The organism is Pseudomonas duriflava (assembly GCF_007830155.1).
GTDB lineage: Bacteria > Pseudomonadota > Gammaproteobacteria > Pseudomonadales > Pseudomonadaceae > Chryseomonas > Chryseomonas duriflava.
This window is the reverse complement of sequence record NZ_VLKY01000037.1, coordinates 1-13,460: the sequence shown is the minus strand read 5'-3', so window position 1 is coordinate 13,460 and position 13,460 is coordinate 1. Positions and strand designations below refer to the sequence as shown.

Sequence of the window (13,460 nt, the reverse complement as noted above, 5' to 3'; positions counted from 1 at the left end):
GAGCAGGCTGCTGGACGTGTCTGCGTGTCACCAGCGATGCCTCAGCCGGCCAAGCAAGGCGGCTAGTACAGCTGACTCAAGCACATGCTCTAGGGCCGCTATGGCTATGAGCCTTTCATGGCGCTGCGGACCTATCTGGAGGTCTACGAGAAGGATGTACGCTATCCGATCCTCTGATTTTACGTGTGCTCATAACTTCGATACCTCTTATGAAATAAACCGAAGCCTTCCCTGATTACCGACGCTTGGTCTCTTGCATCACCCGATTCTGATGAGACGCTGGATTTATAACCTGCGACTGATCGAGGCGGTTAACACTTATGAGTATTCGTCAAAAGTTCAAAGCCGGTGAAACGCACGGAACCTATATTGTTGATGAACCTGTCACCGAGCAGGATATCCTGCACATGGCCACATGTCCTAGCGCGTAAGCGTTTCTGCCGCGGATTACCCTTCACCGGCATCAGCGACGTCTTTGTCTACCTGCAAACCCTGATCGCAGACTATGAGTACAAAGTCTTCTCCATGATCTTCCTGGACAGCCGGCATCGATCGATTGCCTATCGCAGGTTGTTTACCGGAACGATTGATCAGGTAACGGTACCGCCGCGAGAGATCATCAAGGCGGCGCTGGAACACAACGCCGCGGCGGTTATCCTCGTGCACAACCACCCCTCGGGTGATCCCGAGCCCAGCGAGTGCGACTTTGGCCTTACCGATGAACTCAGCAGTGCGCTTAACCTGGTTGGTATCCGGACACTTGACCACATCATTGTCGCGACCGAGGGCTGCGTCTCACTGGCAGAGCGAGGCTATTTCAAGAGCTTGAGCACAGGTTGATTCCTATCTCTAGGCGTGTAACGGTATGATGATTGTTTCCTGTTAGAGTTACGGTACACGCATGAACAAATCTGAACTGATCCAGGCCATCTCCGAGAAAGCCGACCTGAACAAGGCCGTTGCAGAAAAAGCTCTGAACTCATTGATTGAGGTGATCAGCGGCGAGCTTGCCAAGGGCGAGACGGTGGCGCTGGTGGGGTTTGGCACCTTCCAGATCAGTGAACGCGCAGCTCGTAAGGGACGTAATCCCCAGACCGGACAGGAAATCGATATTGCAGCCAGCAGGAATCCTACGTTCAAGCCGGGCAAGGGCCTGAAGGATGTCGTAAACAGCTGATCCCGTCGCGCTGTTTGAGAGCCCCGCCCCGCGGGGCTTTTTCATCAGGGACTCTACAAGAGTTTACTAAGATCAGCGCAGCAGTAGCCAAGTGCCTACAGAGCCAGCCGGTAAACCTACTGTTGCCGCCTCTTAAGACCTCGTATGCTATACCGAGTAAGCGGTGCAGGCTGCGCCAGATGGGCGGGACAGCTCATCACCACCGCGTTTCTTAGACCCTAGGCAAGGAAGCCAGCATGGGACTCGTCCTGACTCGCCAGGAAAGCGAAAACACTACTCTTCTGCTCGAACCCGATTGTGATGAAGCCCAAATACTCGATGCCCGGCGCCATGAAGACATCACGCTCCTGATCACCCATGCCCAAACGGCAAGAACCGGGTCCTGATGAGAAGATTTCCATCTTATGCGAAGAGCTGATTGACGGCCAAGGCGCAGCTACGCCTGTCACTGGGCCTTATCTTTACCAGAGGCCCTGATGCCCACAGCGATTAACGTACTCGACACCACTAAAGGATTATTTTATGCCACGTGCCTGGATGGCCGCCGCCCTGACCTTGCTCCTCTCGCCTGCCGCTTTTGCTCAAGGCTGCCTCATGAACGAGATCCTTGAACACGTCTATGAACCTGGCCACAAGGCGGACCTTGAGCTTTCCACCTGCAAGGTATGGCCCGCCCGGCCAGACGTTACCCTGGTTGCCGCCGCGCTTAACCGCCAGGGCGATGACAAGGTTGGCAGCGAAGATCTTGAGCTTCTGCTGGTGGATACGGCCACGTCCAAAGTAATCACCCGTCGCCTGGAAAGGGATCGTCTCGGCTATGACGCCATCCGTGTTGGCAAGCTCACACTTGATACGGCGCCCTACAAGCTCAATGACAACTTACTCGCCTTTGGCCTGAGAATTAGCCGTCATAACAACTCGGGGGTCTATCCCTTTTCAGAGACATCCCTGACGCTTTACACGCTGGGAAGGAGCGGGCTTGAGCCTGTATTGGAAAACCTGCTGGTCAATTCGTTTTCTGGTGAAACAGATACTGTTTGCCAGGGCAGAGATGAGGAATCAGCCGCTACGCTTGCCCTGAGAGGCGCAACGTCACATGGGCTGCGGTCGTTGTTGGTGACTCAACACATCTCTACCTACCGGGAGGTCATACACACAGCGAGCACGTGCATGCCTGAGGATGAGAAAACAACCCAGCATCGGTATACGCTGACCTTTGATGGGCAGCGATACCCTGTTCCCGCTGAACTTCAAGCATTGACGCCATGAAGCCATGTATCAGAGGTCTTTTGTCCAGGCCAAACCAGCTGCCGGTATTGCAAGGAGTGCTTCTAGCACTCCTTTTGGCCAGCGCCCATGGCGCGTATGCCGACATTACCCAAGAGCAGGTAGAAGCGGACTGTCGCAACATCAGCAACCTTGCCGCACAGGGAGACCGCTTCTACAGGCAGAGCCGCTATGCCAAGGCCCGGGAGTTCTACGAGCAGCAAGTGGCCTGGTCGCAGAGTTGCCAGCTGGATGAGTCCGCAATGGCGACGGCCTACAACAACGTTGCGCTGACCTATGCCCATGAGGAGGCCTTTCTAAAAGCAAAGGCCTGACTGGCGATCAACGCCACCAGCGCGAAATCAGTCTTCAATTTTAAGAGGTATGTAGCAAAGATTGAGCAGGCAGCCTCCAGGGCTGATAACACGCTAGAAGGGGAATACTGGTACTACGCGGGCATGGCTATGTGGAACGTGGTCAACATTAAGAGAAATGAGACAGGTTACAGGGTCACGTTTGACGGGCTGGCGCCAGGAATGATGGCAATGTACTACGGTCCAAACCTGGGTAGTTTCGGAGCAGATGTCCACTTTAATAGCGGCAAGGCCGTCTACGCAATGGCATCCGAAAATGCCGACTATGATTGCACCTTTACCTTTACGGTCCAGCCTGCAGGACTCAGGGTTGGCCAGACAGGGGGACAACTGCGGGTTTGGTCATAACGTCTATGCAGGCGGTAGGTATCTAAAGGTTTCCAGCCAGTCAGCCCCTAAGCCGATAGCTTATTGAGCTTAACCGGCCCGCGCCTGCTAGTTCAGCAATAGACACCAATATAAGAAACTTTGGCCTGCAGCCACAGGCCAGAGACGCTCTCAACGTTACCTTACCCTGATGGAGACCGTGGATACATGGTTGACTGCTCCCTGCCCTGAAGGACGGGGATTTCTAATTCATCGCTAACAGGACACAGGCACTTGACCTATGCCACTTACATTCGCTCCAAGGGCTAACACGGCCAGCCCGGCCGCTTTGATATTGAGTGCGGCATTAACGTCGCGATCATGCTCTGCCTTACATTCAGGGCAGGTCCATAAGCGAATGTTAAGCGGCATTGAGTCCATTACAAACCCACAGCCAGAACAACGCTTTGAGCTAGGAAACCAGCGATCTATGGCGACCACTTGCCTGCCTGCCCAGGCGCCCTTGTATTCCAGCTGGCGGACCAGTTCACCCCAGCCCGCGTCAGCGATAGCTCTGCTCAGCCAGGGATTCCTGATCATGTTTTTTACAGCAAGATTTTCGACACAGACCACTTGGTTTTCGTTAATCAGTCTGCGTGACAGCTTGTGTAAGCCGTCGAGTCGGCAATCGGAGATTTTAGCGTGAATGCGCGCAATCTTCTGGCGGGCCTTGGCACGATTGGCAGAGCCGAGCTTTTTACGGCTCAGTCTGCGCTGCGCCAATGCCAGGCGGGAGGCGTATTTAGCGGTATGGCGGGCATTGAGTGTTCGCACACCGTCGGACGTGGCAAACAAGTCCTTAAGGCCCATGTCGATGCCGACCATTTTCGGCGTGACGGGCAAGGCTTGAGGTTCGAATTCACACAAGCACGAAACGAAGTATCGACCGGCTGCATCCTTGGAAATCGTCACAGTGGATGGTGCGAACGGCAGGTCACGACTCCAGCGGACATTCAGAGGCTCGGTGCTTTTCGCCAGAAACAGCTGACCGTCCCAGTACTTGAACGCCGAAGCCGTGAATTCAGCCGATTGATGGTACCGCTTTTTCTTGAAGGTGGGGTACCTGGCACGCCCTTCAAAAAACTCTTGAACGCACTCTGCTGGTGGCGCAGGGACTGTTGAAGAGGGACGCAAGAAACCCCATTCAGGAACGCCAGTTCCGGCTGCTTCTTGATAGCGGTCAGGTAGGCACTAGCAGCAGTTTAGCCGATTTTCTGCTGTTCCTTATAGAACGCATCGGTTCGCCAGCGAAGCACAGTGTTATAGACCAAACGCACGCAGCCAAACGTCTTTGCAAGCAACTCTGCTTGTTCAACCGTTGGGTAGAACCGGTATTTGTAGGCGCGTTTAGTCATACCCACAAAATACCAAAACTAATGCAATTATAACAATCTGAGATGAAAGCGAGAACAGGGGGCACGCTTTGCCCACCGCGCTATCCCTCCCTGCACTAGAAGTACGGGGTATCTCGCGCAAAACTGATGACGTAGGCTTGATTGAAATTCCCCTCATGTAGAGTACTGACGGAATTACCCCCACCGTTTTGACCCAAGGAGGCGGCATTGCCTTCCCCTTCCTGTTCCAGTACTACCGGCTGTTCTGCGCCCTGTTGCAAAACAGACCCCGTATTCTCGTCTCCAGTCTGAAGCTGGGTTAAAGAATGGCCCCTATCAATCTGACTAATCGTTGCGGCTTGATTATTGCCCTCCTGCAAAAGGGTAATGGTATTGCTATCTGCCTGGGCGGGTATGGAGACAATCATGATAAAGGAAAGAGCAAGCAGTTTGAGTATGGTCATCGGGCTAAGCTCCTTATCGGGTTTATCCAGCCTAGGCCAAGTCAACCAACTCTGCTCCCAGAAGCGTTCAACGGCTATGTGAAAGAGGTTTAACTACATGTGTACGCGCCTGCATCAGCTATACTAGTGATGGCTTCTACCCGTACCAATGGCCGCTAGTGCAATACGCAGTTTAATAGGCCAGCTTAAAAACCAGCTTTCTAAATACGCATTGAGTAAGCAGTAATAATTGCTTATGGTCGTCTAGCGCTGTAAATCTGCCTTTCCAAAAGCGGCCTATAGCGCTCCTATGCTTTGCTTTATAGTTTAGTTGGCTTGTAGCTAGTCCCTCTACTGGCCTGGGTTGAATTGGGTAGGACTTCCCTTCTTGATTGCGCTGCCATTTCGTCTACATGCCGCCATGGATTTGAGTTAGATGCCTTTCGTTGCTGGGTCTTTGGGTAGCCTTAGAACCTTCCCTGTTTGACAGCAATGCGCAAGGGGCTAAGGGCAATCCTCCCCAGACGCAGACATGCTTACTCAAACGGCATAGACTATGCCGGCTCAGTACTAATTGATCTGTAATAGCAGGATTATGAAGGGAATCCATACTTGTCTGGCTTAACCCTCTATTTGCATTGGAGGTCTGTTAATCCAGTCTGTCCGGGCTTAACGCGCCATTGACCATCACCCTCCTCCCGCCTGTATACACGAAGGGTAATCTTCTGCCCTACTCATTTCACAGCTACCGCTTGGTCAGAAAGCTTTCCAGCGCTTGCCTGTTGATTACGAGCATCGTCAGCGTGAGCAAGGGCTGTTGCAAACCCATCCAGGCGGCAGGGGCTTTCTCACGGCTACCGGCCCTGACTGGAAACGCCTAGAGGCTGCCTGATCAGCCAAGGCGCCTGAATAACCAACCTCAGGCGTCAGCCCTTCTATGGCGCTGTTTGATTACCCTCCCTTGCCCTGGCCTCTACGCGGTAACAAGGAATGCAGATAACCCTAGGAAATACTAGCTGAGCTAAGCCGAGTAGAAAGACAATCAATTTCAGGTATCTTCTAACCGCCTATATGATAACTTTTCTTATTAACTGTAGGCGCAGCCAAAGTGCCTCATGATGAGACACTTTGGCTGCGCCATCACCGTTGCTTTAGATAGCTTCCCTAAAAACCTTTGAGTTTATTTAGCGATCATACAATCCTACGACAAGTCAACTTTTATGAAAGCCATTGCTAGGTGTCTCATCATGAGACACTATCAAACCCACCTGACTTTTCTTAACTACAATTAGGGAGCTCAAGGTAGCCTGATCTTGATAATCTTTTACTGGACAAAACTATCCTGGGCTTCTCACATTGACATACCTATAGCTTAGAGAAGCTATTTCAAGTGCCCTAATTCATGTGTCTCGTCATGAGACACTGCGATCCATAACCTTCTTTTCCTTTGGTATTTTTAAGGGTTTAAGCCTTATACAGCAGTTGAGTTTGCAGCTTTTGATTGAGTATAACCCCGGTTAAATGCCTATAATTACCCTTTCAGTGTCTCATTATGAGACACCTATGATTTGCTTCCAGGGTGAAGTAACAGAGGAACAAGACGATGGAGCCATCAAAAGCGGCCGTTATTGCAGTAGCAAATCACAAGGGAGGTTGCGGCAAGACAACAACCTGTATCAACCTTGCTGATAATCTGGCCCAGATGGGCAAAAGTGTGCTGGTCATTGATATGGATCCTCAGGCTAACTCAAGCCTGCATATCGGACTAAACCACCCTGCCGAGATACGCTATACCGCTGCCGAGATGCTTTTAAATCTTGAGCTGCCTTTACAAGCCTTTATCCATACTGATACCCGGGTAGAGGGTGTCGCGCTGATATACGGGTCGATGGGGTTGGAAACCATTGGGGACACGCTCAAGAATAATCACCCCAGACCAAACGAGGTCTTGCGCGCGCGCCTGGAGCCTCTGCTCGACCATATCGACTACATCATCATTGACTGCCCGCCTTCACTTCAGATCCTGACAATGAATGCCTTGGCTGCCTCAACGCATTATCTGGTACCTCTTGAATCAGGGGCGCCCTATGGAGCCTATGGCTTGAGCGACCTTAACAAGCGGGTCGGACAGATCAAACTGATCAACCCAACGCTTGATTTTCTTGGAGCGCTGCTTATCTGGCACGACGACAGATTAAGCCTGTGCCGACAGAATGAGGAAGACGCCACCAAAATGTTTGGCAAGGTCATCCCCATCAAGATTGGTACCTCCTCTAAAATCAATCAGTCAGCGGCAATCAAGGTGCCGCTGCGACTTATCGATAAAAACAACCATATTGCCAAGCAGTACAAGGAACTGGCTGAGCATATTGATGGTGTCGTAGCTCAGGAGTATGCGTAATGCCCACCTCTAATAAGCAAAAGGACTCAACCGCCACGGCGCAAAAAGAGACCGGTGCAAAGCCTGGTCGACTTAATGCCTTTATGGTCCAGAATGCCTTTTCAGCCAATTTTGAAGAGCATCAGCAAAAGCAGCTAGTTGGCAACCCGCTTTCAGGTCGCACGATAAGATCCATTGACGTTGACCAGGTGACCCGTAATCCGTATCAGCCCCGTCTGGATTTTGACGAGGACTATATTGCTGAACTGGCCAGATCAATCGAGGAAAACGGCCTGATCGAGGTGATCAAGGTCCGGGCTGTGCCGACAGGCTATGAACTTGTTGCAGGCGAGTGCCGTCTCCTGGCGCATAAGAAGCTGGGACTCAAAACCATTGATGCGGAAATCGTGCAGATCTCAGACGCCGAATCGGCTGTTCAGGCACTGGCTGAGAACATTCATCGTAAGAACTTGAGCGATCTTGAAATCTACCTGTCGCTTAACCGTTTCGAAAGCGTATTTGCAACGGCCAAGCAGGTGGCTTCGCTACTGGAAATGAGTCGAGCCCATTTTTACCGTATCAAATCATTCGACAAGCTTCCCAAGCCCGTTATTGATCTGTTGAAGACCAAACCAAAACTTATCTCCGCACTGTCAGCCTCTACCATAGCCAAGACCATCACCAGCCTACGCGAGCAGGGAATTGCCGGGGCTGAAATCGAGAAGGCGTTGATCATTGGCATTCGTGACATGATCAGCAATGAGAGAAAGGTGCCTAATCTTCCGGCTTATCTGGTCTCCCGTTTAACCAAAAAAGATCCAAAGGCAGTCTCTAATAGAGAAGAACTTATCGTTGGCCACAAACCCGTGGCGGTGTTTGAACGCAAGGATAAGTATCTGCAAGTGCGTCTTGATAACCAGACGTTTAGTCCAGAAAAAGAGGTGAAGTTGAGAGCATTCCTCGAGCAGCTTGCATTGGAGGCATAGATGACAGAGGAGGGCAAAAAGCGAGGCAGAGGGCTGGCCAACATCAAAGCTCGGGCTGAAGCCGTCGAGGCGCAAAAGGCCATGCAGCTTCCTCTTTGGGCAGAGCCCTTACGCAGTGCTCCAAACGAAATACTACGTACGGCGCTCTTTACCGCACGTAACAAAAAACATCCTAGAATCTATATCTCTAACCAGATCTTGTCCTACGGCCAGACCTCTGTCTTTTATAAAGGAGAGGAGCTCAGACAGGATGACCTGGATGTGTGGCTTCAAATCTTGCACTTGAGCAGGGGAAAGGAGCTGGGCAAACCTGTCGAGTTTACGTTTTCCCAAATCAAGAAAGCCCTGGGCTGGGGCTATGGCAAGTACTATACGCAGCGCCTCATTGAAATTCTCGACCGGCTTTCCGCTACAACCGTCAGGATAGAGTCAGCCAGGTTAAAGTCCGGTAAGGGGATGTCCCTGGTCAGAAGCTTTATCTATCAAACCCCTGATAATGAGGTCTCAGATGTCTGGTCAGTCGAAATTGAGCCTGAGATGGGCATACTATTTGGCATTGACGGCGCTTACAGTACCCGGCTGGAATGGCAGCAGCGCCTGGATCTGGGCCCTTTAGCCAAGTGGCTGCATGGCTTCTACAACTCTCATCGCGACCCTTACCCTTTGCATTTCGAAATGCTGCTTGAGGTGTCAGGTAGTAGTGCAGCACTCAAATCCAAGGCAAAGCAAATGGTCAAGGACGCTTTGGAAGAACTCATAGAGGTAGGGTTTCTGAAAGAGATGAAGATTGATGCCAAGGGCATGGTGACCGTAGTAAAGGCCAAGGCAAAGCATGCCACTGACTAGACCTTTGGCGACCCTAAGGCCGCTTTTTTGCCTCGAGTGGGCCTGTTAGAGAGCAGTACGGACTACCCTGGAAAGCTATACCTCATTTTTAGGTAGGATTGTCCCTGGCGCAGCGTCATTCTTGTTTTAACAGCAACGATGACTGCTCCTCAGACCTAAAAATGAGGTATGAAAGACACGTTCTATATCCTTTGAAGCCACTGATCATAAAGGCATTAGTACCTGGGCGAACGCATGCGCATAGGGATTTGCCTCCACCTCTGATCGGACCACCTAAAAATGAGGTATGAAAGGTCAAACCATCAGAAACCTAAAAATGAGGTATAGGACGGCTTGAATTCAGCGCTTGAAAGAATCAGACCTAAAAATGAGGTATGCACGCTCATGGTGCAATCTACCAGACGCTTGGGACCTAAAAATGAGGTACGGGCTAATGAGCAGGAAAACGGTCAACTGTCTCACGTTTTTAGTAGGAGCTGAGCAAAGTGATAAAAGTTGGGGAGGGGAGAGGATAGTGGATGAGCGATTTTTTATACCTCATTTTCAGGTCTGGAAAATGCCTAGCTGGAGCGAAAGTATACCACTTGGCCTGAAATAAAAAATCCTTTATATATCAATAGGTTAAGATATAAGTGTACCTCATTTTTAGGCTATATACCTCATTTTTAGGTTTTCATACCTCATTTTTAGGTCGGTTAAAAAGCTCCATTTTTCATCCTTTTTTGACCTTACAGGCCTTGTAAATCAAGGATTTACTAAAAACCGAGGCTTTATCCGCAGCAGACGTACCTCAATTTGAGGAACAAATACCTCAAGTTGAGGCGCAAATACCTCAATTTGAGGAACAAATACCTCAAGTTGAGGTATGAGGGTAAAGTAAAAAACCCTTATATATCAGATAATTAAATTACTTAATCACAAGCCTTAACCGTTCTTTAACCCTTATTAACCGCTCTTTAACCTGTAAAAACGATTTTTTGGTTAGTTGCAAAGAGCGTAAAGGCGGCGGCTAAACGATCCTAAAGGGAAACGATGTAAAACATCGCTGCTAGCGACCGCTTCAGATTCTCATGTTTTTTTGTGCTATCCCTACCGACATAGATACCCCTACCTCGCTTCCTCCTGTGGCCACTTGCTTTTCACAAAATCTTTAGCATTTTTTGATTCATAACCAGGCCCGCCTACCAATGTCATTTCTATCCAAGGTCAGAACAGGCTGAACTACCTGCTAGGGCGTTTGGCTGTTTGCGCCTGGTTTATAGCGAAGCGTTCTGCAAAGAGCAGCAGCAAAGTGGTAACACCTACTAGAGCGTACCTCTTGGCCATTGAAAAGCTTTCAGAACTAGGGTATCTAAATGAAATTTTTCGTATGCCGCTCCAGTAGTCGCTGCGGCAAGCTGCATTCAGGAAATTCTTTGAAAGCCGCGCTACAATACGGCGCGTTCAAGAAGAAGCGAAGCAGCCAATCGGCCAGGTTCACTAGATCGGCTTTCCAATACTGTGATAACAAGCTGTACCTGGCAAAATGCACTAAGCCGCTTAATATCCCTTGGTGGGCTTGCCCTGAGAGCAGGATAGAACATGACCGTGACGTAAATACGATCACTACTAAAGCTGCCGGACTGACAGTGCTAGCCTCTGGAGAGAATGTAAGTGGTATGGGTAGAGCAGCTATGATCTATTCTCGTTGAATTGGAAATTCAGTCCTTTAAGGCAGGAAGCATCAAGAGTTCAGACAGGTCACCCAACTCTCTTCCCATTTTTCAACATACTCCGAGTTCGATTCTACAATCTGATTGAGCGGTACCGGCTCTTAAGGTATTTCAACAAGAGGGGAGAGCGTCTGACTCTCTGCGGCATTGTGATCGATGCATGTTGCAGGAGAGGAAACACGGTCATTAACTAGCGCTGCCATAAGGATCTCCTGACCTGAGCGGTAGAAATCAGCGGCCAGACAATGGCGGTTATCACGCAGCCGGGATAGCTCAGGTCGCTTATGCATAGCAGCTGATCGCCAGAAACGTTATCGCAGGTTAGAGGTAGCCAATCCTTGTGGTTGATACCCGTGCGGGTAGGAAGTATGTGAATTAAACATGCTTTTTTTGATTGAAAATGCATAAACCCACTTTTTAGCAATGCTGAAAGCAGTTTTGGTGGGAATAGACCTATTGGCTTTAATAGAGTAACGGTCACGTTAATATGGAAGGAAGGATGTCACGTTGCAATTTATTGATGCAGTTTTGTCCCTGGCACTGATAGCTGAAATTCACGGAACAGATCGGGCAGTGGCTGATGCTGCCAAACGATTTTCAAAACAGCTGCCCAGGCGTTATCGGCAGTATATGTTTGACGTCATGAATAGTCGGCATCCGTTACGTCACACAAGAGTATTTATCATGACATTGCCAGATGACGCTCTAGCTCTAATGAACCAAGCCAGGACTGAAGAAGGCGCAAGCTCTAGTGAACCCTCCTAGCGTTCCGATTACATGGCCAAAAGGTTACTAAAAAGCTATGCCCACTAGATCGGTTCAAAAGCTGCCTTGTGTTACTGGTCAATTTGGCGACTTTTTCCTCTGGCCATTATCTGGCTATTTGACATTGCGTGATACCGCGTTATGCAGGACTGCCTTAGTGGCGGACTTTCAATGAGCAAAGCTTAACCCGTAGACCCCATTCTTGAAGCGTTGGTAGGCCAACTGAAGGGGTTATCCGGCATTCGTATAAGTGAATCAGTACCGTCCAGATACAGGCCTGCAGGACGACAGGGTGTAGCACCGTACAATACCTAATCAACCGGAAGGTAATGCCTTTGAGGCCAGTAGTCGGCCTGCTGTAGCGCGTAAGACGCTAAGACAGGTCATGGTATCCAATCCCATCTGGGCACTGACAATATTCAGACAGAGCCCTCCAAGCTGGAACACCTTGTCAGGTGTGATGGGAACGTTAAGCATGGTATTAGGCGCCATTACCTTGGCAAACAGCACGCCGGCTTCGGGCTGGTTAACCAGATCCAACCCCTTGTTTTTCTGTGAACCATGATTACGGGCCTGGAAAGTCGTCTGCATACCAAGTACACAGCAGAGTAGGGCAGGTAGCTCCCTTTCTGAAAAAGTCAGTGTTACCCGGTTCTGCCAGTCAAACTCCTTGCCTGCCTTAGCAGCGGCCTCAAGCACAAGTACCGGCTGATTCTTGTAGCTGCCCTGCTCGAATTTCAACGCCGCGCTATTGGCGTAGACATGAAAGCCCTGAGGTTTTTCGAACTCAAACATATGCATCCCCTGGTTGGGTATTGGCACTGCCAGCCAAACAAGTTATGACAGGCAAACCAAAGTTAAAACATCTCCTTTTAATAATACCACCCCTATAGGCTAATATAATTAGCCTATCAACTCCTCCTATCCAAACGAACCTTCATGGCAAGCCTTATCCTGGCTACTCGCGCTTGCGCGAAGGAAGGATAAATGAAGGGAAACCGAAGGGGGGAAAGTAGGAAGAGGTAAAGTTCTTACTTAGGGTTGAAGGGAGCAGCTTTTGAGTTGTTGTTATCTATATTAGGGCTGGTATTATATTGGCCACAGCAGCAATGATACATATCCTAGCGGAGAAGCGAAGCGGGGGAATGAAAAGAGAAGATGGGCAGTTTTGGGTCGTCTTCCATACCAAATACTTTGAGCGGTAGGATTACCCGTCAAGGTTAGCAACGCATGGCTGTTCTGACGGGGCAGTAGGTAATTAGCCTTTTTACTCAAGGGCGATCTGCTCGCCCGGACATGCCCCAGAAGCATAATTCGATCGGATCCGGACAGCCGCTGTAGCGCTACCGTCATCTGGCAGGAAATGCCTTAGAGTCCATCGTCGCCATAATCGTGAAGTCCCTAGAACGGCTGGAAGCCATTCAAAAATATAAAACAGGGTACTAGTTAGCTAGTGATACGGGATGGACTTGCCCCTATCAAACCGGACACCACAACCCCGTTAAGTTGATGTTGTAGCCAACCGCCTGAACTCCCGAGGTGAGCGGTACTTCAGCGCGCTGTGCGGATGCTCTTCGTTGTAGTGTTCGAAAGCAATCGCCAGGTTGCGTAGCGCTGTCTGGCGATCTGGACGTGGCATATGGGCGATGTAATCGCGCTTCATTGTTTTCACGAAGCTCTCCGCCATGCCGTTGCTTTGCGGGCTGCACACCGGCGTGGTCAGTGGCAGCAAGCCTATCTGCCGGGCAAAAGCGCGCGTCTGGTCAGCGGTGTATGCCGAGCCGTTATCGCTCAGCCACTGGATCGGAGCG

At 50.2% G+C, this 13,460-nt stretch carries 14 protein-coding genes and 1 pseudogene; 10 read left to right on the top strand and 5 right to left on the bottom strand.

Annotated elements, in window-relative coordinates; translation table 11 throughout:
* Nucleotides 1-320: 320 nt before the first annotated feature.
* The 5 genes and pseudogenes from IQ22_RS22455 (at nucleotide 321) to IQ22_RS22440 (ending at nucleotide 2,778) form a co-directional block, all read left to right on the top strand.
* Nucleotides 321-840: pseudogene (locus tag IQ22_RS22455) on the top strand (JAB domain-containing protein).
* A 61-nt stretch (nucleotides 841-901) separates the two neighbouring features.
* Nucleotides 902-1,177 carry an HU family DNA-binding protein gene (locus IQ22_RS22450; protein WP_145146041.1) on the top strand — a complete coding sequence of 92 codons (276 nt, stop codon included), beginning with the start codon at nucleotides 902-904 and terminating at the stop codon, nucleotides 1,175-1,177.
* Nucleotides 1,178-1,413: 236 nt separating this feature from the next.
* Nucleotides 1,414-1,563: a hypothetical protein gene (locus IQ22_RS23260; protein ID WP_158635483.1), complete on the top strand. Its 150-nt coding sequence runs from the start codon at nucleotides 1,414-1,416 to the stop codon at nucleotides 1,561-1,563.
* A gap of 136 nt (nucleotides 1,564-1,699) precedes the next feature.
* The gene (locus IQ22_RS22445) at nucleotides 1,700-2,446 is read left to right on the top strand and encodes a PA3715 family protein (RefSeq protein WP_145146040.1); all 747 of its coding nucleotides are present in this window, start codon (nucleotides 1,700-1,702) and stop codon (nucleotides 2,444-2,446) included.
* Nucleotides 2,447-2,466: 20 nt separating this feature from the next.
* Entirely contained in the window at nucleotides 2,467-2,778 is a 312-nt protein-coding gene (locus IQ22_RS22440; RefSeq protein WP_145146039.1) for a hypothetical protein, read from the top strand.
* A 621-nt stretch (nucleotides 2,779-3,399) separates the two neighbouring features.
* On the opposite strand, the gene IQ22_RS22435 is transcribed toward IQ22_RS22440, so the two are convergent.
* The 3 genes from IQ22_RS22435 to IQ22_RS22430 form a co-directional block, all read right to left on the bottom strand.
* On the bottom strand, nucleotides 3,400-4,317 hold the full coding sequence (locus IQ22_RS22435) for an RNA-guided endonuclease InsQ/TnpB family protein (RefSeq protein ID WP_244309398.1): 918 nt from the start codon (nucleotides 4,315-4,317) through the stop codon (nucleotides 3,400-3,402).
* 68 nt (nucleotides 4,318-4,385) lie between these two features.
* A complete protein-coding gene (locus IQ22_RS23730) occupies nucleotides 4,386-4,538 on the bottom strand; it encodes a helix-turn-helix domain-containing protein (RefSeq protein ID WP_244309396.1) in 153 nt (50 codons plus the stop codon).
* Between the two features lie 95 nt (nucleotides 4,539-4,633).
* Nucleotides 4,634-4,981, bottom strand: coding sequence for a hypothetical protein (locus IQ22_RS22430; RefSeq protein WP_145146038.1), 348 nt, complete (start codon nucleotides 4,979-4,981; stop codon nucleotides 4,634-4,636).
* Nucleotides 4,982-6,563: 1,582 nt separating this feature from the next.
* Between IQ22_RS22430 and IQ22_RS22425 the strand changes: the two genes are divergently transcribed.
* From IQ22_RS22425 to IQ22_RS24320, 5 genes are all read left to right on the top strand, one after another.
* A complete protein-coding gene (locus IQ22_RS22425; RefSeq protein WP_145146037.1) occupies nucleotides 6,564-7,361 on the top strand; it encodes a ParA family protein in 798 nt (265 codons plus the stop codon).
* On the top strand, nucleotides 7,361-8,326 hold the full coding sequence (locus IQ22_RS22420) for a ParB/RepB/Spo0J family partition protein (protein WP_145146036.1): 966 nt from the start codon (nucleotides 7,361-7,363) through the stop codon (nucleotides 8,324-8,326). Before IQ22_RS22425 ends, IQ22_RS22420 begins: the two co-directional genes overlap by 1 nt.
* A complete protein-coding gene (trfA, locus tag IQ22_RS22415) occupies nucleotides 8,327-9,172 on the top strand; it encodes a plasmid replication initiator TrfA (RefSeq protein ID WP_145146035.1) in 846 nt (281 codons plus the stop codon). It abuts the gene before it with no gap.
* 1,167 nt (nucleotides 9,173-10,339) lie between these two features.
* Nucleotides 10,340-10,480, top strand: coding sequence for a helix-turn-helix domain-containing protein (locus IQ22_RS24210; RefSeq protein WP_145146042.1), 141 nt, complete (start codon nucleotides 10,340-10,342; stop codon nucleotides 10,478-10,480).
* 911 nt (nucleotides 10,481-11,391) lie between these two features.
* Nucleotides 11,392-11,649 (top strand): DUF7740 domain-containing protein, encoded by a 258-nt coding sequence (locus IQ22_RS24320; RefSeq protein WP_145146034.1) that lies wholly within the window; start codon nucleotides 11,392-11,394, stop codon nucleotides 11,647-11,649.
* Nucleotides 11,650-11,964: 315 nt separating this feature from the next.
* Here the strand turns inward: IQ22_RS24320 and IQ22_RS22400 are convergent, their stop codons facing one another.
* Complete coding sequence (locus tag IQ22_RS22400; protein ID WP_145146033.1) at nucleotides 11,965-12,444, bottom strand: hypothetical protein; 480 nt, start codon at nucleotides 12,442-12,444, stop codon at nucleotides 11,965-11,967.
* Between the two features lie 706 nt (nucleotides 12,445-13,150).
* Nucleotides 13,151-13,460, bottom strand: a 310-nt coding sequence (locus IQ22_RS22395) for an integrase core domain-containing protein (RefSeq protein ID WP_145146032.1), incomplete at its 5' end; no start/stop codon positions are given.

Coding starts and splice junctions, on each gene's coding strand:
- IQ22_RS22420 (WP_145146036.1), top strand. CDS start 7,361: ATGCCCACCTCTAATAAGCAAAAGGACTCAACCGCCACGGCGCAAAAA.
- IQ22_RS22400 (WP_145146033.1), bottom strand. CDS start 12,444: ATGTTTGAGTTCGAAAAACCTCAGGGCTTTCATGTCTACGCCAATAGC.
- IQ22_RS22445 (WP_145146040.1), top strand. CDS start 1,700: ATGCCACGTGCCTGGATGGCCGCCGCCCTGACCTTGCTCCTCTCGCCT.
- IQ22_RS23260 (WP_158635483.1), top strand. CDS start 1,414: ATGGGACTCGTCCTGACTCGCCAGGAAAGCGAAAACACTACTCTTCTG.
- IQ22_RS23730 (WP_244309396.1), bottom strand. CDS start 4,538: ATGACTAAACGCGCCTACAAATACCGGTTCTACCCAACGGTTGAACAA.
- IQ22_RS22450 (WP_145146041.1), top strand. CDS start 902: ATGAACAAATCTGAACTGATCCAGGCCATCTCCGAGAAAGCCGACCTG.
- IQ22_RS22430 (WP_145146038.1), bottom strand. CDS start 4,981: ATGACCATACTCAAACTGCTTGCTCTTTCCTTTATCATGATTGTCTCC.
- IQ22_RS22425 (WP_145146037.1), top strand. CDS start 6,564: ATGGAGCCATCAAAAGCGGCCGTTATTGCAGTAGCAAATCACAAGGGA.
- trfA (WP_145146035.1), top strand. CDS start 8,327: ATGACAGAGGAGGGCAAAAAGCGAGGCAGAGGGCTGGCCAACATCAAA.